Origin of the sequence: Corynebacterium durum (genome assembly GCF_030408675.1) — a bacterium.
Classification (GTDB): Bacteria; Actinomycetota; Actinomycetes; order Mycobacteriales; family Mycobacteriaceae; genus Corynebacterium; species Corynebacterium durum.
Map to the genome: position 1 here is coordinate 1,263,904 of NZ_CP047200.1, position 19,353 is coordinate 1,283,256.

Annotated in this window: 11 protein-coding genes and 3 rRNA genes; 13 read left to right on the forward strand and 1 reads right to left on the reverse strand. The window is 54.5% G+C overall.

Going from position 1 to position 19,353, the window contains the following annotated elements; all coding sequences use genetic code 11:
- Positions 1 to 38: 38 nt before the first annotated feature.
- Positions 39 to 1,238, forward strand: a complete 1,200-nt coding sequence (locus CDUR_RS05965; RefSeq protein ID WP_006061980.1) for an argininosuccinate synthase — start codon at positions 39 to 41, stop codon at positions 1,236 to 1,238.
- Positions 1,239 to 2,672 (forward strand): argininosuccinate lyase, encoded by a 1,434-nt coding sequence (argH, locus tag CDUR_RS05970; RefSeq protein WP_179417509.1) that lies wholly within the window; start codon positions 1,239 to 1,241, stop codon positions 2,670 to 2,672.
- 15 nt (positions 2,673 to 2,687) lie between these two features.
- On the opposite strand, the gene CDUR_RS05975 is transcribed toward argH, so the two are convergent.
- Positions 2,688 to 4,922, reverse strand: a complete 2,235-nt coding sequence (locus CDUR_RS05975; protein ID WP_179417510.1) for an alpha-galactosidase — start codon at positions 4,920 to 4,922, stop codon at positions 2,688 to 2,690.
- A gap of 226 nt (positions 4,923 to 5,148) precedes the next feature.
- Here CDUR_RS05975 and CDUR_RS05980 point away from each other — a divergent pair, with 226 nt between their 5' ends.
- The 11 genes from CDUR_RS05980 to CDUR_RS06030 all read left to right on the forward strand — a co-directional run bounded on the left by CDUR_RS05980 (position 5,149) and on the right by CDUR_RS06030 (position 19,309).
- On the forward strand, positions 5,149 to 5,352 hold the full coding sequence (locus tag CDUR_RS05980; RefSeq protein WP_006061977.1) for a Trm112 family protein: 204 nt from the start codon (positions 5,149 to 5,151) through the stop codon (positions 5,350 to 5,352).
- 8 nt (positions 5,353 to 5,360) lie between these two features.
- Entirely contained in the window at positions 5,361 to 6,626 is a 1,266-nt protein-coding gene (gene tyrS / locus CDUR_RS05985; protein ID WP_179417511.1) for a tyrosine--tRNA ligase, read from the forward strand.
- A 298-nt stretch (positions 6,627 to 6,924) separates the two neighbouring features.
- Entirely contained in the window at positions 6,925 to 7,884 is a 960-nt protein-coding gene (locus tag CDUR_RS05990; RefSeq protein ID WP_179417512.1) for an aldose 1-epimerase family protein, read from the forward strand.
- 61 nt (positions 7,885 to 7,945) lie between these two features.
- Positions 7,946 to 9,598 carry a sodium:solute symporter family protein gene (locus tag CDUR_RS05995; RefSeq protein ID WP_006061974.1) on the forward strand — a complete coding sequence of 551 codons (1,653 nt, stop codon included), beginning with the start codon at positions 7,946 to 7,948 and terminating at the stop codon, positions 9,596 to 9,598.
- Between the two features lie 9 nt (positions 9,599 to 9,607).
- Positions 9,608 to 9,889 (forward strand): hypothetical protein, encoded by a 282-nt coding sequence (locus tag CDUR_RS06000; protein WP_006061973.1) that lies wholly within the window; start codon positions 9,608 to 9,610, stop codon positions 9,887 to 9,889.
- Positions 9,890 to 11,020, forward strand: a complete 1,131-nt coding sequence (gene galT, locus CDUR_RS06005) for a galactose-1-phosphate uridylyltransferase (RefSeq protein WP_179417513.1) — start codon at positions 9,890 to 9,892, stop codon at positions 11,018 to 11,020.
- A 12-nt stretch (positions 11,021 to 11,032) separates the two neighbouring features.
- The gene (gene galK, locus CDUR_RS06010) at positions 11,033 to 12,292 is read left to right on the forward strand and encodes a galactokinase (RefSeq protein WP_179417514.1); all 1,260 of its coding nucleotides are present in this window, start codon (positions 11,033 to 11,035) and stop codon (positions 12,290 to 12,292) included.
- A 388-nt stretch (positions 12,293 to 12,680) separates the two neighbouring features.
- A 16S ribosomal RNA gene (locus CDUR_RS06015) occupies positions 12,681 to 14,224 on the forward strand.
- 237 nt (positions 14,225 to 14,461) lie between these two features.
- A 23S ribosomal RNA gene (locus CDUR_RS06020) occupies positions 14,462 to 17,585 on the forward strand.
- 164 nt (positions 17,586 to 17,749) lie between these two features.
- Positions 17,750 to 17,868: ribosomal RNA gene (rrf, locus tag CDUR_RS06025) — 5S ribosomal RNA — on the forward strand.
- The 16S, 23S and 5S rRNA genes sit together here, the layout of an rRNA operon.
- Before the next feature lie 274 nt (positions 17,869 to 18,142).
- Entirely contained in the window at positions 18,143 to 19,309 is a 1,167-nt protein-coding gene (locus CDUR_RS06030) for a tetratricopeptide repeat protein (RefSeq protein ID WP_179417515.1), read from the forward strand.
- Positions 19,310 to 19,353 lie beyond the last annotated feature (44 nt).

Sequence of the window (19,353 nt, forward strand, 5' to 3'; positions counted from 1 at the left end):
ACTCGCTACATAATCTACGTAATCTAAGGAGAATTGTTATGACTGATCGCGTTGTACTCGCTTATTCCGGTGGTCTGGACACCTCCGTGGCTATCCCTTACCTGGCCAAAATGACCGGTGGGGAGGTTGTTGCCGTCTCCCTTGACCTAGGACAAGGTGGCGAAGACATGGAGTCCGTCCGGCAGCGCGCACTGGATTGCGGTGCGGTGGAATCCATCGTCGTGGACGCCAAGGATGAGTTCGCGGAAGAATATTGCCTACCCACCATCAAAGCCAACGGCATGTACATGAAGCAGTACCCGCTGGTATCCGCTATTTCCCGCCCCCTGATTGTCAAGCACCTTGTGGAGGCGGCGCGTGAACACGGCGGAACACATGTGGCACATGGCTGCACAGGTAAAGGCAATGACCAGGTGCGCTTCGAGGTAGGCTTTGCCAACACGCACCCAGACCTGAAAATTATCGCCCCCGCGCGCGATTACGCGTGGACCCGCGACAAGGCCATCGCCTTTGCGGAGGAAATTGACCTTCCCATTGAACAGTCGAAAAAATCACCGTTTTCCATCGACCAGAACGTGTGGGGACGCGCCGTCGAAACAGGTTTCCTTGAAGACCTGTGGAACCCGCCAACAAAAGACCTCTACGCCTACACCGAAGACCCGGCGCTGGGCAACGCGCCCGATGAGGTCATTATCTCCTTCAAAGGTGGCGCCCCGGTTGCCATTGACGGCCGCCCTGTCACCGTTCTCGAAGCCATCGAAGAACTCAATCGCCGTGGCGGCGCGCAGGGTGTCGGCCGCCTCGACATGGTGGAAGACCGACTAGTAGGCATTAAATCCCGCGAGGTATACGAAGCCCCCGGTGCCATGGTGCTGATCACCGCACACCAAGCACTCGAAGACGTCACTATGGAACGCGAACTCGCCCGCTACAAGCGGCTTATCGACGCCCGCTGGTCCGAGGAAGTCTACGACGGACTCTGGTTCGCACCCCTCAAACGTTCCCTCGACGCATTCATTAACTCCACCCAGGACAACGTCACCGGTGACATTCGCCTTGTCCTCCACGCTGGGCGCATCACCGTCAACGGTCGTCGCAGCGATGCCTCACTCTACGACTTCAACCTGGCCACCTACGACACCGGCGACACCTTCGACCAGACTCTGGCCAAGGGATTCGTGGAACTCCATGGCCTGTCCTCCAAGATTGCCTGCCGCCGCGACCGCGAGGCACAGTAAATGGACAGTCACGGAACAAACGAAGGTGCCCTGTGGGGCGGACGTTTCGCAGGCGGACCCGCCGATGCCATGTTTGCGCTCAGCGTGTCCACGCATTTCGACTGGGTGCTGGCACCCTACGACGTGCTGGCATCCAAAGCCCACGCCAAGGTACTGCATGCTGCTGGGCTGCTCTCTGACGCTGACCTTGACACCATGCTCGCGGGCCTTGACCAGCTGGGACGAGACGTAGCCTCCGGCGACTTCACGCCACTGCCCACAGATGAAGACGTCCACGGCGCTATGGAACGCGGCCTTATCGACCGCGTTGGCCCCGAGGTAGGCGGCCGGTTGCGCGCCGGGAGGTCCCGTAACGACCAGGTGGCCACGCTCTTTCGCATGTGGGTGCGTGATGCAATCCGCGACATTGCGATTGGCGTTACAGAGCTTATCGACGCCCTAGTGGCTCAGGCCGCAGCCCATCCTGACGCTATCATGCCTGGTAAAACGCATTTCCAAGCGGCGCAACCGGTTTTACTCGCCCACCAGCTATTGGCGCATGCGCAGCCGTTGCTTCGTGATGTCGATCGGATCCAGGATCTAGACAAACGTCTTGCGGTGTCACCCTACGGGTCCGGTGCGTTGGCCGGATCGTCGCTCACACTCAATCCCGAGGCGATTGCTGAGGAATTGGGGTTTGACTCCGCAGCCGATAATTCCATTGACGCAACCAGTTCCCGCGATTTCGCCTCAGAAACCGCTTTTGTGCTGGCACAGATCGCTATCGACATGTCACGCCTTGCTGAGGAAATTATTGCTTGGTGCACACCGGAATTCGGATATGTCACCCTCGCCGATGCTTGGTCTACCGGCAGTTCCATCATGCCTCAGAAGAAAAACCCCGATGTTGCGGAACTAACACGTGGTAAAACAGGTCGGCTTATCGGCAATCTCACCGGATTGATGGCCACCCTCAAGGCACAGCCCCTTGCTTACAACCGAGACTTGCAGGAAGATAAAGAACCCATCGTGGACTCGGTGGCTCAGTTGAATCTCCTGCTTCCCGCCATGACAGGGTTGGTGTCCACGCTGACGTTTCACCCTGATCGCATGCGGGAACTCGCACCGGCTGGGTTCACCCTGGCCACCGACCTTGCCGAATGGCTGGTCCGTGAAGGTGTGCCGTTCCGCGAAGCCCACGAGGCATCCGGCGCGTGCGTTCGCATTGCGGAGGCCAGGGGAGTGGGCCTTGTGGACCTCACGGATGAGGAGTTGCAGGGCGTCGATAAGCGCCTGACCCCAGAGGTGCGTGACGTGTTGACGGTCGATGGTGCCGTCGCATCGCGGTCCACCCGCGGCGGGACTGCGGGCGTGCGGGTGGCTGAGCAGCGTAACCGCGTGGCCGCAGCCAGTGCGGATTACCGCAACTGGGCGGAAACACCGGTGCGCTCCTGAGACGTCAGGTGGCTGCTATTCAGCGGTCAGCACAAACAACCGGGAATCAAAATCCCGGTTGGGGGTCACATTCTGGGGGACGTCGCCTGAGTTGCGGTCGCTGGTTATCAGACCAATATTGTGCAGCTCGCTGCCGGAACGTATAACATCGCGACCGTCCACAAGCTCATTACCCGTAATGCGGTAGCGTTTGGTGGTATCCAAACCCACCAAACGTACACGGTCAAACGGTGCGTTTACTGTGTTGAGTACCCGATACCAGCCCACAATGGCCTTGGTTTTCTGTTTGTTCACCACCATCCAGCACGTGACATTTGAATCAAAAGGGCTGCGCAGGCGGTAAAATGTTCCAAATTGAATGAGCTCACGATGCTCCTTCATGAATGCAACCTGAGCCTTGACCTCTGCAATCTCCTCATCGGAGAGTTTGTTCAAATCAAGTTCGTACCCAAACGCGCCGAAAAACGCCACATTCGCCCGAGTATGCAACGGTGTCACCCTATTGACTTGATGGTTCGGCGTTATCGACACATGTGCGCCATGGGAGACAATTGGGTAGGCAAAAGAGGATCCCCACTGGATTTTCAGCCGCTCCACCGCATCGGAATCATCACTGGCCCACGCCTGCGGGGCGTAAAAGAGCATGCCGGCATCAAAACGCGCTCCGCCCGATGCGCACGACTCAAACAAAATATGCGGGAAAGCAGTGGTCAAACGCTCAAGTAGAGCATAGACACCTAGCATGTGGCGATGTGCCACCTCACCCTGCTGATCTGTGGGCAGCGCCGAGGAAAACACTTCCGTCAAACTGCGGTTCATATCCCACTTCACATACGATATCTTCGCAGTGCTAAAAACGTCCGATAACTGGGTAAACACATGGTCCACCACCTCGGCGCGGGAATAATCCAACACTAATTGGAAACGCCCGACGGACCTGCGACGATTAGGCGTTTGAATCACCCAGTCCGGATGGGTGCGAAAAAGATTCGAATCCTCATTCACCATTTCCGGCTCTACCCACAGTCCAAAATCAATGCCGAGATCATTCACTTTCTCCGACAACCCCGCAATACCGTCAGGTAATAAATCAGTGTTCGGCGTCCAATCGCCGAGGCCCGCGCGTTCGCCGCGCCGTGCGCCAAACCAGCCATCGTCGAGCACAAATAGTTCCGCGCCGACGCCCTGCGCCGTGCGTGCAATATCAATGAGGGTGTCTTCGGTGAAATCAAAATAGGTGGCTTCCCAGTTATTGGTCACAATGGGACGCGGTCGGTCGCGCCACTGGCCGCGCATCAGGCGTTCACGGAACAAAGAATGCAGTGTTGCGCTGAGATCATTGAGGCCCTCTGTGGTATAGGCAAACACCACCTCTGGGGTTTGAAAGCTGCTTCCTGGGCGGAGTTTCCAGCGAAAACCTTGTGGATGGATTCCCACCAGCAGGCGAGTGGTGTCAAACGTATCCACCTCAGCCTGGATGAGGAAATTTCCGCTGTAGACAAAGGCGCAACCTATGGCTTCACCCTGAAGATCGTCTGTTCCTGGGCGGGCGAGAATAACAAAAGGATTCTGCTGTGCTGAAGAATTCCCACGGATTGACCCGATTGAGGTAATTCCCTGTTCCAATGTGCGGGTTTTCAGATGACGTTCACGCCCCCACGCTCCGGAAAACTGCCACCACTCGTACTTAGAGTCGGGAAGATCAAGGCAGGCGCTCATCGCTTGATCAAGAAAGACCTCAGCGTGGCCATCATTGATAAAACGCGCCGTACGCGTCAGCACTGGACGAGAGGAAAACAGTGTGTAACTCAGCTCAATCCGAACCGTGGTCAGCGGATCCACCAGCACAATGATGAGTGTTTCCGCCTCGGAATCATCCTCAACATACGTTGCCGGGAGACCATCAAGGCGGGATTTGCCAGCCTCAATGCGATGCGACTCATACTGGAATGTAGTGACTGTACTGCCGTCGGGTTGCGACATCACCACTGCAGGCTGACGATAATCACTGCCGCCATACTGCCCGTACTCCTGCTTCACATGTTCCAGCGAAAACACTGGGTTGTCATAGAACGGACATGCTGATGTTGGCCGTGCCGCAAATTCCAGCAGGTAGGAATAATCAACGTCAAGGGGGACAGCCGGACCTACATACAGTTGCCCCAGATAACCATTGGGCAAGATCTGCATGATGTAGCTCAGGGAATCGTTGCGGAGATGGAACAGGGTGTCTGTGACGTGGATAGTCATACGGCTCCGGTGCTGATCAAGCGGGTAGGAAAGTAAACAGAGCGAGGAATGATCGTCTCTATCACTACTTTTTACTAGTTTTGTCACAAAAGTTTTGTAGGACGCTGTAGGGCGGGCGCGTCGCGACGCCCGCCCACGTACTGTTTCCCGTGCAGTACACCGTCTCACAGACAACTGCGGTGTCAATGTGGGAAGAGGCAACTCACCCGGGTAAAATGCGGAACTTATGAGTATCGATCCCACGTTGTTGGAAGTGTTGGCGTGCCCGCAAGACAAGGGGCCGTTGGAGTATCTTTCGGAGGAGCAGGTGCTCTATAACCCCCGCCTGGGAGTCGCATATCGCATTGACAACGGAATTCCCGTGATGCTGATTGATGAGGCGATGCCTTGGCCTGCAGAACACGCCACCCAGACTGAACGTGACGATTGAGAAACACCATGACGAACAACATTATTGATGAGCTGCAATGGCGCGGATTGATTAACCAGTCCACCGATCTTGAACAGTTGCGCGAGGCGTGCGAACAACCCATTACCTTGTACTGTGGGTTCGACCCGACCGGCCCGTCTCTGCATGCCGGGCACCTGGTGCCGCTTCTGATGCTGCGTCGTTTCCAGCAAGCTGGGCATAACCCCATTGTGCTTGCAGGTGGCGCCACCGGCATGATCGGTGACCCCCGCGATGTTGGTGAACGCGCTATGTTGGCGGATGATCAAGTGGCGGAATGGGCCGATCGCATCATTAACCAGCTCTCGCGATTTGTTGATTTTGATGGCGAGCATGCCGCCCGCCTCGTGAACAATAACGACTGGACGAAGAACCTGTCGGTGACGCAGTTTTTGCGCGACGTCGGTAAGCACTTTTCGCTGAATACCATGCTCGCTCGCGACACGGTTAAGCGCCGCTTGGATAATGACGGCATCTCCTACACTGAGTTTTCCTACATGTTGCTTCAGGCCAACGACTACGTTCAGTTGCACAACACCTACGGCTGTTCGCTGCAGATCGGCGGCGGTGACCAGTGGGGAAACATTGTTTCTGGTGTAGATCTGAACCGTCGCATTAATGGCGCAACGGTGCACGCCCTGACGGTCCCGCTGGTTACCGATGCCGACGGCAATAAATTTGGCAAGTCTACGGGTGGAGGCAAGTTGTGGCTCGACCCGGAGATGACTAGTCCATACGCCTGGTACCAGTACTTCATCAATGCTGCTGATGCTGATGTTATCCGCTATCTGCGGTGGTTCACCTTCCTCACGCAAGAGGAGCTGGCGGAGCTGCAACAGGCCGTTGATGAGCGTCCCCATACCCGTGAGGCTCAACGGAGGCTCGCCCAGGAAATGACCAACCTTGTGCATGGCAAGGACGCGACTCACGCTGTGGAACTCGCAGCTCAGGCTCTTTTTGGGCGCGCGGAACTTACTGAATTGGACGAGGGGACCTTGGCTGGCGCATTGTCGGAAACGACGATCGCTGAGATCGGTGCCGACGACCCACGCACGATCGTCGATCTTCTCGTTGCCACTGGGTTGGTGGACTCCAAAAAAGCTGCGCGTCGAGCCGTCAACGAAGGTGGCGCGTATGTGAATAATCAGCGCATCACCAGTGACGAATGGCAGCCCACCAATGAAAATCTGCTGCACGGCCGCTGGTTAGTGCTCCGCCGCGGCAAGAAAAACTTCGCCGGCGTGCGGGTTGCGTAACTGTCACTCGCTTATCGACGCCCCGTCTTCCGGATGGGGCGTTCTTTACGTCCACAGGTGGGTGCCCCTGGCATGGGGCATTGGTTACCCCATAAAGACGTAACAAAGTGTAGACACATGGCTACCTGAGTTAGGGGGACCGATCGGGGGAGGCTCGGACCTAAATAGTGAACTATCTAACGTAACTATTTTGTAAAACTCTATTGTGACGGGGGTACAGGGTAGTACTCTGAACCTTGAGTTTCATGTCTTACGTGATTCAATCTTCAGTGCATCATCTGCACAGAAAGGAGCTCACATGAGTTCCCCGGCAACTATTGACCTCGCCGAGTACCCTTATGTGCGTCTGGCTAGCGGCGAATACTCAGTAGAAGTATCCACGTATGGTGGTGGACTGCGGGTGTGTGAATATGGGGGAAAGCCGCTTATAGAAAGCTACCCCCGGGGGCATGTACCACCATTAAGTTCCAATGCCATTTTGGCACCATGGACAAACCGAACAGAAGACGGTGCCTTTGATTTTGCCGGGCAGTCGCATCAGTTGGACATTAATGAGCCTGCACGCACTAACGCTATTCACGGCTTTGTGCGATCCGAGCGCTGGAGTATTCGTGAATCTACAGATGACCACGCCGTCCTTGAATGTGCCATCACGCCACGTAACGGATGGCCATGGAAACTGACACTCACGGTTGATTACCTTCTCACTCCACAGGGGCTTTGTGTCACCTACGAAGTCACTAACGTAGGTGATGATGCTGCCCCCTTTGCCTTGGGCGTGCACACATATCCAACTCTTTTCGGCGCACCTGTCGATGACTGTGTTGTCAGCGTTCCTGTTGATATGAAACTAGAACTTGATCCCACCCGGCTACTTCCAACGGGAGAGGAGACAAAGTTGGCAACCATCCCCGTGTTGGCAGACCTTCCAGAAGGTTTGGCTCTGGCCGGAGTGTTGCTGGATGACTGTTTCCACGCCCCTGACAAGGGAGACGATGATCGCGTTACTGTGCTGAGGCATCATGATGAGGGCGTCGAGAAACGTCGGGTGGTGATGTCCACGAGCGCTAACCTGCCGTGGTTCCAAATCTTCACTGCAGATCCTGCGGCTGGCCATGGGTATCCGGGCCGAGGACGTGCGTTGGCTGTTGAGCCGATGAGCGCTCCGCCGAATGCGCTGCGGTCAGGGCGGGATGTGGTGGTTCTCCAGCCTGGAGAAAAAACTCAATTCCACTGGGGGATCAAGATTGAGGAGTGACATGTAACCGATACTTGGGTTAACAACTTTTCACATTTTTCGATCGTTAAGGATTTTTCACATGAATGCCGCGGATACAGTCCTTAGGCTTAATGCAAGCTGGGTGGATTACAGCCTGGTTGCCCTTTACTTTGTGTTCGTTCTTGGTATTGGCTGGGCTGCAAAGTCTAAAGTGTCCAGCTCAATCGACTTCTTCCTCTCGGGCAGGGGACTACCCGCCTGGGTCACAGGTCTTGCCTTTATTTCGGCAAACTTGGGTGCTGTTGAAATTGTTGGTCACTCAGCAAACGGTGTCCAATATGGTTTCCAAACAATGCACTACTTCTGGATCGGTGCTGTACCCGCAATGGTCTTCCTGGGCATTGTGATGATGCCGTTCTACTACGGATCCAAAGTTCGTTCAGTTCCAGAATTCATGCTTCGCCGCTTTGGTTCGGCAGCTCACTTGGTGAATGCACTATCATTCGCCATTGCCCAGCTGCTCATTGCTGGAGTGAACCTCCTGCTTCTTGCCAAGGTTGTGAATTCACTGCTGGGCTGGCCAATGTGGCTGACGCTGCTTATCGCGGCAATCATTGTGCTGTCGTACATTACACTGGGTGGACTCTCCGCAGCTATCTACAATGAGGTTCTGCAGTTCTTCGTGATTGTGGCTGGCCTTTTGCCGTTGACCATTATTGGTCTGAACCGCGTTGGCGGCTGGAGTGGCTTGAAAGAGCGCGTAGCTACTGAGTCGCACTTCCACACGTGGCCTGGCACCGACATTTCTGGTTTTGCTAACCCAGCATGGTCTGTCATTGGCATTGTGTTTGGCCTGGGCTTCGTGCTGTCCTTCGGTTACTGGACCACTAACTTCGTGGAAGTTCAGCGTTCCATGGCAGCTGAATCAATGTCGGCCGCGCGTCGTACGCCCATCATCGGCGCATTCCCCAAGATGTTTATTCCGTTCATTGTGGTTATTCCGGGCATGGTTGCTGGAACACTGGTTACCCCGATTATGGATGGCAGTGCACAGCCGAACGACGCTGTTTTGTACTTGATGCGCGACCTCCTACCTAACGGTCTTTTGGGTATCGCCATTGCTGGTCTTCTAGCCGCATTCATGGCTGGTATGGCTGCAAACATTTCGTCCTTCAACACGGTGATGAGTTACGACATTTGGCAAACCTACATAGTCAAGGATCGTGACGACGATTACTACCTCAAGTTCGGTCGTATTGCCACCGTCATTGCTACATTCATCGCCGTATTCACCGCCATTATTGCCGCAAACTTTGGCAACGTGATGGATTACCTCCAGACACTATTTGGCTTCTTTAACGCGCCCCTGTTTGCAACATTTATCCTCGGCATGTTCTGGAAGCGCATGACTCCTACCGCAGGTTGGGTTGGTCTTGTGTCAGGTACGGCTGCGGCAATTGTCTTCTGGGCGTTGTCGCTAGGCGCTGATCCTGTGGTCAGCCTTCCGGGTCAGGGTGTTGCATTCCTTGCTGCGTCAATCGCCTTTGTCACCGATATTGTGGTCTCGCTGGTTGTCAGTACGTTCACTACGCCGAAGCCAGATGCAGAACTGGTCGGTTTTGTACACTCTGTGACACCGAAAGAACAACTGGTTGATGCACACGAAACCACATTGCCGTGGTACCGCCGTACAGTTCCCTTGGGCATCCTATGTCTTGCCATGGTGATCGCTCTCAATCTGATCTTCTTCTAAGGAAAAATCATGTCGCAGAATACGCAAAACACGTCGAAGCGCCGTAGCGCTGGTACGTTTGATATCCGCAACATCATTGCCTTGCTTCTTGGTATCTATGGCATTGTGCTGGTCCTGTGTAGTTTCTTCTTGGATCCTGGTGTTGACCCCGATACTGGTGGCCTCAAGGACTCCGCTGATAATCTGTGGACAGGTATCGGCCTTGTGGCTGTTGCTGCGTTCTTCTTCATCTGGGCGTGGCTAAATCCGATTGTGGTCCAAACTCCTACCGAAGAGACTGAGGTCAAGTAAATGCCTGAGCATAGCTTTCGCGTCACCCGAACAAAGCTTTCTGATGGCCGTGAGCTCCTCTACTTCGATGATTCCCCCGAGTACGTCTCGGGAGAGCGGACCCGGGAGCTACATGACAGCCGCGACCTGCCTCAGTCGCGTACCAATTCTGAGGTACGTATAGACCCGTTAACCGGTGAACCAGTGGTTTTTGCTGCGCATCGCATGGATAGAACCTTCCTTCCGCCTGCGCATGAAAACCCTTTGGCACCTACTCGTTCTGAGGATAATCCCACGGAAATTCCCGCAGACGATTATGACGTTGTGGTGTTTGAAAACCGTTTCCCATCATTTTCTCTCACCAGTGATCATGGTCCTGACTTTGATCATCACGTGGATGGGGAAGAGCTCTTTGAGCGGTCACCCGCTGTCGCGCGATGCGAAGTTGTGTGCTTTACCTCTGATCCTGACAGTTCATTCTCCGCACTGTCGCCGCAACGAGCCCGAACAGTTATTGAAGCATGGGCACACCGCACCGCAGAGCTTTCCCAACTCAAGGACATTCGCCTGGTTTACCCCTTTGAAAACAGGGGAGAAGAGATAGGCGTGACCTTGGGACACCCGCATGGCCAGATCTACTCGTACCCATATCTTCCTACTCGGGCACGCGCGATTGTGAATCGCGCGAAAGCGCATAAGGAGGCAACAGGACGGGACCTTTTTGATGATATCCTTGCTGCCGAGCGTCGGTCCGGGAACCGTATTGTCCACGAAGGAAAGTTTTTCACAGCTTTCGTTCCCGCTGCGGCCAAATGGCCAGTGGAAATTATGATCATGCCGCATCGTGCTGTTCGGGATTTTACTGAGCTGACGAATGCTGAAAAAGATGAGCTGGCGGTCATGTATCTGGATGTTTTGCAACGAATGGACCGGTTCTTCGACGGCGTTGATAAAACGCCTTATCTGGCCTCATGGAATCAAGCTCCTGTTGGTGAAGATCGCGATTATGGGCGTTTGCATCTCCAACTGTTTTCCACAATGCGTTCTCCACACCGTATGAAATTCCTGGCGAGTTCCGAATCAGGTGCTGGTGCCTGGATTTCAGACACCACGCCCGAACGGATCGCCCAACGTTTTCGTGAAATTGCATGAAGGAGCTAGGACATGAGTGTACATGTGCAATGGTCCACAACTCGGACGGAATCTGAGGCTGCTAGTGCTGCTGCAGCACTTTTTGAATCAGAGTTTCAAGCGCCGCCAGTTGGTGTGTGGGCCGCACCTGGCCGAGTGAATCTTATTGGCGAGCATGTCGACTATGCAGGTGGTGTCTGTTTACCATTTGCATTGACACAATGCGCATTTGTTGCGGCATCTCCACGTGATGACGGCACCATTTCGGTCGTGTCTAACGTGAAAGATAAAGACGGCACTGATGTAACACACCGTGCCACTATAAGTCTTTCAGAAGTAGGGCCGAATAACCCAGCCTCGTGGTTAGGCTATATTGCGGGAACAGTGTGGGCAATGGTTGACGACGGAATTTTGTCTCACAATTCCGGTTTCAACTTTGCCTTTGTTTCTGATGTTCCTCTAGGAGCAGGACTGTCAAGTTCGGCGGCGATTGAGTGTTCAACTGCTGTCGCGGCAGCAGAACTTTCGAACCTTACAGTCGATAATGCACTTCGTAAGAGGCTTGTTGGTTGCTGTATTCGTGCCGAGAATGAGGTAGTCGGAGCTTCCACCGGTGGCCTAGACCAAAAGATTTCATTATTTGGCCATCGCGATTCTGCTCTCGCTCTTGACTTCACGGATGCAACCGAAACCATTATTCCCTGCAATTTCAACAACCACGGCTTAGCGATTTTGGTTATCAATACAAATGCGCCGCACTCCTTAGCGGATGGGCAGTACGCTTCTCGACGCCGCGTCATTGATGGAGTTGCTGATGTTGCAGGTGCTTCAACGCTACGTGAGGTGAGCAACGTTGACGAGTCAACGCTTGCATGGGCTGAAGCTAACGTTCCACCTGATGTGTCACATGACGATTGGCTGGATACAGTTAAGCGCCGTGTGGGGCATGTGACAAGTGAAGTCGCTCGAACGCTGGAGGCCATTGAAAACCTCAAGGTCAACGATTTTGAAGCATTTGGCCAACGTATGTGTGAAAGTCATGTGTCACTGCGTGATGACTACGAAGTGTCATGCCAAGAACTAGACATCGCAGTGGATACAGCGATGGCGAATGGCGCTTTGGGTGCACGAATGACCGGTGGTGGTTTTGGTGGCAGTGCTATTGCACTGCTTGATGTGCAATCTGCTGAGTCTGTTGCTGCATCCATTGCGGAAGCATTTGCTGATGCTGGTTTACGTGCGCCTGAGTTTCTTATGGCAGTGCCGTCTGCTGGTGCGAGAAAAGTGCCCTGACCACCACACTTGTCACACCACACACCACTCTGTATATTAGAACAACGTCAGCGCAACAACACTGACACCAACAACCAGCACCCAACACAGAGTTGACAACCAACCCTGCAAGCCGGTAAGTTGGAAAAAGTCACTCCTCAACCCTTAAAACAACATAAAAATTAAGGGACACCTTGAGAAGCGCTGACAATACCTATTTTTTGTTGTGTGAGAACTCAATAGCGTACCAAGTACTACACACACCCACACTACTGTTGTTGTGTGGGTGTCGCACACCCCGACCCTGTGGTGGTGGGGGTGTGTTGCTCTTGTCAAGAGATACACGCTTGAAACACTTTTTTATTTTGTTTTTGTTTTGTTTTCGCAGCACGCGCTTTTGTGTGTGTTGTGGTTGGAGAGTTTGATCCTGGCTCAGGACGAACGCTGGCGGCGTGCTTAACACATGCAAGTCGAACGGAAAGGCCCAGCATCTTTGGTGGTGGGTACTCGAGTGGCGAACGGGTGAGTAACACGTGGGTGATCTGCCCCGCACTGTGGGATAAGCCTGGGAAACTGGGTCTAATACCACATACGACCATGGCGTAGGGGTCATGGTGGAAAGCCTTATTGCGGTGTGGGATGAGCCCGCGGCCTATCAGCTTGTTGGTGGGGTAATGGCCTACCAAGGCGGCGACGGGTAGCCGGCCTGAGAGGGTGGACGGCCACATTGGGACTGAGACACGGCCCAGACTCCTACGGGAGGCAGCAGTGGGGAATATTGCACAATGGGCGCAAGCCTGATGCAGCGACGCCGCGTGGGGGATGAAGGCCTTCGGGTTGTAAACTCCTTTCGCCCGGGACGAAGCCCACCTGGTGGGTGACGGTACCGTGGAGAAGAAGCACCGGCTAACTACGTGCCAGCAGCCGCGGTAATACGTAGGGTGCAAGCGTTGTCCGGATTTACTGGGCGTAAAGAGCTCGTAGGTGGTGTGTCGCGTCGTCTGTGAAATTCCGGGGCTTAACTCCGGGCGTGCAGGCGATACGGGCACGACTAGAGTGCTGTAGGGGTAACTGGAATTCCTGGTGTAGCGGTGAAATGCGCAGATATCAGGAGGAACACCGATGGCGAAGGCAGGTTACTGGGCAGTTACTGACGCTGAGGAGCGAAAGCATGGGGAGCGAACAGGATTAGATACCCTGGTAGTCCATGCTGTAAACGGTGGGCGCTAGGTGTGGGCTGTGTGTTTGCAGTCTGTGCCGTAGCTAACGCATTAAGCGCCCCGCCTGGGGAGTACGGCCGCAAGGCTAAAACTCAAAGGAATTGACGGGGGCCCGCACAAGCGGCGGAGCATGTGGATTAATTCGATGCAACGCGAAGAACCTTACCTGGGTTTGACATGCACCAGATCGGCGTAGAGATACGTCCTCCCTTGTGGTTGGTGCACAGGTGGTGCATGGTTGTCGTCAGCTCGTGTCGTGAGATGTTGGGTTAAGTCCCGCAACGAGCGCAACCCTTGTCTTATGTTGCCAGCACAACTTTGGTGGGGACTCATGAGAAACTGCCGGGGTCAACTCGGAGGAAGGTGGGGATGACGTCAAATCATCATGCCCTTTATACCCAGGGCTTCACACATGCTACAATGGTCGGTACAACGGGTTGCGACACTGTGAAGTGAAGCTAATCTCTGAAAGCCGGCCTCAGTTCGGATTGGGGTCTGCAACTCGACCCCATGAAGTCGGAGTCGCTAGTAATCGCAGATCAGCAACGCTGCGGTGAATACGTTCCCGGGCCTTGTACACACCGCCCGTCACGTCATGAAAGTTGGTAACACCCGAAGCCCATGGCCTAACCACCGTTTGTGGTGGGGGGAGTGGTCGAAGGTGGGATTGGCGATTGGGACGAAGTCGTAACAAGGTAGCCGTACCGGAAGGTGCGGCTGGATCACCTCCTTTCTAGGGAGAATATGTGGTGTGTATCCATGGGGGTGTGGTGCTTGGTGTGGCTGTTGGGTGTCCCACATAATAAATGTGTGGAATTTTACGTCCTTGTCTGCTGGTGATCATTATTGTGGTTGCTGGTGGTGGGGTGGTGTTGTGTGAGAACTGTATAGTGGACGCGAAATCATTTTTCTGTTTAATTTCTTTTGTGTTTTGTGTGTGTTTTTCGTGTGGCGCACCACCAGAGGGTGGTGTGTTTGTTGTAAGGGCGCACGGTGGATGCCTGGGCATGTCAAGCCGATGAAGGACGTGAAGGGCTGCGTTAAGCCTCGGGGAGTTGCCGATTAAGCGTTGATCCGAGGATGTCCGAATGGGGAAACCCGGCCGTGGTTGTGTGCGGTCACCTGCTGCTGAATGAAATAGGTGGTATGGGGGTTACGCGGGGAAGTGAAACATCTCAGTACCCGTAGGAGAAGAAAACAATATGTGATTCCGTTAGTAGTGGCGAGCGAAGGCGGAGATGATGGCTAAACTCTATGCGTGGATGATACTTGGTAGGGGTTGCGTGTAGGGGGTTGTGGGATGCGTGTGTCTGGCTGGCTACCACTGGCTGGCACCCTTGGATTGTGTGTTAGGGGAAGTGGTGTGGAATCGCCTGCCGTAGACGGTGACAGTCCGGTACCTGAAGACATGTGGTTGGGGTGTGTGCGTATTTTCCCGAGTAGCAGCGGGCTCGTGGAATCTGCTGTGAATCTGCCGGGACCACCCGGTAAGCCTGAATACTTGGCGTGACCGATAGTGCAGTTTAGTACCGTGAGGGAAAGGTGAAAAGTACCCCGGGAGGGGAGTGAAATAGTTCCTGAAACCGTGTGCTTACAATCCGTCATAGCCCCTTTGGTGGGGTGGTGGCGTGCCTTTTGAAGAATGAGCCTGCGAGTCAGCGGCATGTCGCGAGGTTAACCCGTGTGTGTGGGGTAGTCGTAGCGAAAGCGAATCCTAATGGGGTGTGTTAGTGGCATGTTCTGGACCCGAAGCGGGGTGATCTACCCATGGCCAGTGTGAAGCGGTGGTAAAACATTGTGGAGGCGCGAACCCACTTAGGTTGAAAACTGAGGGGATGAGCTGTGGGTAGGGGTGAAAGGCCAATCAAACTCCGTGATAGCTGGTTCTCCCCGAAATGCATTTAGGTGCAGCGTTGCGTGGTTGTTGTTGGTGGTAGAGCGACTGGTTGGTTGATGCGGGACGATCATCTTAGCGATGCCAGCTAAACTCCGAATGCCAATAATATGCGAGCGTGGCAGTGAGACGGCGGGGGATAAGCTCCGTGACGTCGAGAGGGAAACAGCCCAGATCGTCGGTTAAGGCCCCTAAGGGTGTGCTGAGTGGAAAAGGAGGTGTCATCGCGAAGACAGCCAGGAGGTTGGCTTAGAAGCAGCCATCCTTGAAAGAGTGCGTAATAGCTCACTGGTTAAGTGGTGATGCGCCGATAATGTAGTGGGGCTTTTAAAGTACACCGCCGAAACCGCGGCAACACACACGTCTTTGGTGTGTGTTGGGTAGGGGAGCGTCGTGCATGTGTGGAAGCTGTCATGGAAATGGTGGTGGAGTGTGTGCGAGTGAGAATGCAGGCATGAGTAGCGAAAAACATGTGGAAAACGTGTTCGCCGGATGACTAAGGGTTCCTGGGTGAAGCTAATCTTCCCAGGGTGAGTCGGGACCTAAGGCGAGGCCGACAGGCGTAGTCGATGGATAACGGGTTGATAGTCCCGTACCCGTGTATACGCGACCAGTGGTGACTCGGTTGTACTAACCACCCACTACCATTGATGGTCACACGTTGTGTGTTTGTTGGTGTGTGGTGCGTGGGATCTTGATCGTTGGTAGCCAAGCGATGGGGTGACACAGATTGGTAGTCAAGGCCACTGAGTGGATTGTGGTGTAAGCGTGTGGCCCGCAGGATAGGTAAATCCGTTCTGCATATAGGGTGAGGCGTGATGCGTACCCAGTTTGTTGGGGATGTTTGATGTGCCTGTGCTGTCGAGAAAAGCCTCTAGCGATGTGTGTGCACGGCCCGTACCGGAAACCGACACAGGTGGTCTGGTTGAGGATACTAAGGCGTTCGGGTGAACTATGGTTAAGGAACTCGGCAAAATGCCCCCGTAACTTCGGGAGAAGGGGGGCCATGTGCGGCAATCGCCCTTGTGCGGTGTGCGTTGTGTGTGGCCGCAGAGAAGTGAGGGAAGCGACTGTTTATTAAAAACACAGGTCCGTGCGAAGACGTTGCAAGTCGAGGTATACGGACTGACGCCTGCCCGGTGCTGGAAGGTTAAGAGGACTCGTGAGCACACCACGTGGTGTGTGAGGCGGGTAATTGAAGCCCCAGTAAACGGCGGTGGTAACTATAACCATCCTAAGGTAGCGAAATTCCTTGTCGGGTAAGTTCCGACCTGCACGAATGGCGTAACGACTTCCCTGCTGTCTCAACCATAGGCCCGGTGAAATTGCAGTACGAGTAAAGATGCTCGTTTCGCGCGGCAGGACGAAAAGACCCCGGGACCTTTACTATAGCTTGGTATTGGTGTGTGCTGCAGCTTGTGTAGGATAGGTGGGAGACTGTGAAGCGTTCACGCTAGTGGGTGTGGAGTCGATTGGTGAAATACCACTCTGGTTGTTGTGTGCATCTAACTGTGGGCCCTGATCGGGTTTTGGGACAGTGCCTGGTGGGTAGTTTAACTGGGGCGGTTGCCTCCTAAATGGTAACGGAGGCGCCCAAAGGTTCCCTCGGCTTGGTTGGTAATCAGGTTTTAGAGTGTAAGTGCAATAAGGGAGCTTGACTGTGACACTGACGGGTGGAGCAGGTGCGAAAGCAGGGACTAGTGATCCGGCATCAACGTGTGGGTGTGGTGTCGCTCAACGGATAAAAGGTACCCCGGGGATAACAGGCTGATCTTCCCCAAGAGTTCATATCGACGGGATGGTTTGGCACCTCGATGTCGGCTCGTCGCATCCTGGGGCTGGAGTAGGTCCCAAGGGTTGGGCTGTTCGCCCATTAAAGCGGCACGCGAGCTGGGTTTAGAACGTCGTGAGACAGTTCGGTCTCTATCCGCCGCGCGCGTGGAAACTTGAACAAGGCTGTCCCTAGTACGAGAGGACCGGGATGGACGTACCTCTAGTGTGCCAGTTGTCACGCCGGTGGCATGGCTGGTTGGCTATGTGCGGGAGGGATAACCGCTGAAAGCATCTAAGCGGGAAGCCTGTTGTGAGATGAGGTTTCTGTTGAGGTTCCCTGGAGATGAGGGGGTTGATAGGTCGGAGTTGGAAGCATCGTGAGGTGTTGTGAGATGACCGATACTAATATGACCGACACAAACACTATCGCCATAGATGATAGGTGGTGTGCCACAGGATTGTGGAAAACGCGTGCGTGTGATAACAACACGAAGGAATGATGAAAACAGGACGTCGCTGCTGTTGGTGGTGGTGTGGTTTCGTGGTCTGCTGTGCAGTGTCTGGCGCAACACCTGTTGTTGTGTTGGGTGTGTTGGTGGTGATAGTCGCAGGGTCACGCCCGGTTGTCCTTTTCGAACCCGGTTGCTAAGTCTGTGGGCGCTGATGGTACTGCACCTGGGAGGGTGTGGGAGAGTAGGTTACTGCCAGCATTAATAACTTGATGGTGGGTGGGGTGTCTGGTGTGCCTGTGTGGCGCATAGGGGCACCCCACCCACCCCTTTTTTTTGTTTTGCTACACAGGGGTTACAGAGGGGTTGTGTTGCAAAGGGGTTGTGTGTGGGGGTTATGTGGTGTCGTTGATGTATCTGATGAGTTCGTCTTAGTGATTAACAATCACTGCAGCTCATGTGCGCTTTCTTTGTGTGGCTTAGACGCTGTAGACTTGTTCGGGTATGTGAGTGAATTCTGTGGAAGGTCCGATACATGGCTGATTCTTATTCCCGCGGTAGGCGTTCTGATGGTCGACGCGATGACCATAGACGTGGCGGATCCCGCGACACTGGGGAGCGCCGTCGACACGATGATCGTCGTGAGTCTCGTCCTTATGGTGACCGGGATCGTGATCGTCGTCGCGGGCGTGACTATGATCGCCGTGATCGGGATGATCGTAGACGGGATGACCGGCGGGACTGGGATGATGACCGCCGTCAGTCCCGCAATGATCGTCATTCTCGTGATGATCGCGGTGATCGTAATTATCGGTCGCGTGACGATAGGTATTCGCGTAGTGAGCGTAGGTATTCCGATGGTGATGCGGGTGGGCGCACGCAGGGTAATCGGAATCGTCGTGATCGTGATGGGCAACGCGGAGATGGCCATCGGCAGCGCCGCCATTCACAGCGTGCAGGTAGTGGCCGTAATGAGGGGCAACGTCGTTCTGGTCCTTCGCGGCCTAATTTCCGTGAGGAACGCACAGCTAAACGTATGAAGGAACCCAGTCTTCCTCAGGACATCACGTCGCGTGATTTGGATCCGTCGATTTTGCAGGATTTGCGGTCGCTGTCAAAGGATAATGCTGAGCAGGTTGGTCGTCACATGGTGATGGCGGCGACGTTGATGCAGGATGATCCACAGTTAGCTTTGCAGCATGCCAGGGCTGCTAAGGAACGTGCTGGTCGTGTGGCTGTTGTCCGGGAGACGTGTGGTATTGCTGCGTATCACGCTGGGGAATGGAAGGAAGCTCTTGCTGAGTTGCGTGCTGCCCGCCGTATGAGTGGCGGCCCTGGTTTGATGGCCGTGATGGCTGACTGTGAGCGTGGACTTGGCCACCCTGAAAAAGCGATTGAAATAGCGAGGTCTGAGGAATTGTCACGGCTGGATGCTGCCTCCATGGTGGAGTTGGCTATTGTTGTGGCGGGAGCTCGCCAGGATATGGGCCAGTTTGATGCAGCTGTGGCTGAGTTGGAGCGGCAGGATTTGAATCCAAGTCGTCATGGTGTGAGTGCATCTCGGCTGTTTTACGCGTATGCGGATGCCTTGGCTGCTGCTGGTCGTACTGCTGAGGCTAGGCAGTGGTTTGAGCACGCTGCGGACGCTGATGAGGATGAGTTGTTAGATGCAGCTGATCGTCTTCATGAGCTTGAAGGCTAAGTTTCGCTGCGTGTGTGCCTCACTTTTAACCCTCGGTGCTGATT

Excerpts from the sequence above, each read along its gene's own strand:
- CDUR_RS05975 (WP_179417510.1), bottom strand. The coding sequence starts at position 4,922 with ATGACTATCCACGTCACAGACACCCTGTTCCATCTCCGCAACGATTCC.
- galK (WP_179417514.1), top strand. The coding sequence starts at position 11,033 with ATGAGTGTACATGTGCAATGGTCCACAACTCGGACGGAATCTGAGGCT.
- CDUR_RS05995 (WP_006061974.1), top strand. The coding sequence starts at position 7,946 with ATGAATGCCGCGGATACAGTCCTTAGGCTTAATGCAAGCTGGGTGGAT.
- CDUR_RS05965 (WP_006061980.1), top strand. The coding sequence starts at position 39 with ATGACTGATCGCGTTGTACTCGCTTATTCCGGTGGTCTGGACACCTCC.
- CDUR_RS06030 (WP_179417515.1), top strand. The coding sequence starts at position 18,143 with ATGGCTGATTCTTATTCCCGCGGTAGGCGTTCTGATGGTCGACGCGAT.
- galT (WP_179417513.1), top strand. The coding sequence starts at position 9,890 with ATGCCTGAGCATAGCTTTCGCGTCACCCGAACAAAGCTTTCTGATGGC.
- CDUR_RS05990 (WP_179417512.1), top strand. The coding sequence starts at position 6,925 with ATGAGTTCCCCGGCAACTATTGACCTCGCCGAGTACCCTTATGTGCGT.
- argH (WP_179417509.1), top strand. The coding sequence starts at position 1,239 with ATGGACAGTCACGGAACAAACGAAGGTGCCCTGTGGGGCGGACGTTTC.
- CDUR_RS05980 (WP_006061977.1), top strand. The coding sequence starts at position 5,149 with ATGAGTATCGATCCCACGTTGTTGGAAGTGTTGGCGTGCCCGCAAGAC.
- CDUR_RS06000 (WP_006061973.1), top strand. The coding sequence starts at position 9,608 with ATGTCGCAGAATACGCAAAACACGTCGAAGCGCCGTAGCGCTGGTACG.
- tyrS (WP_179417511.1), top strand. The coding sequence starts at position 5,361 with ATGACGAACAACATTATTGATGAGCTGCAATGGCGCGGATTGATTAAC.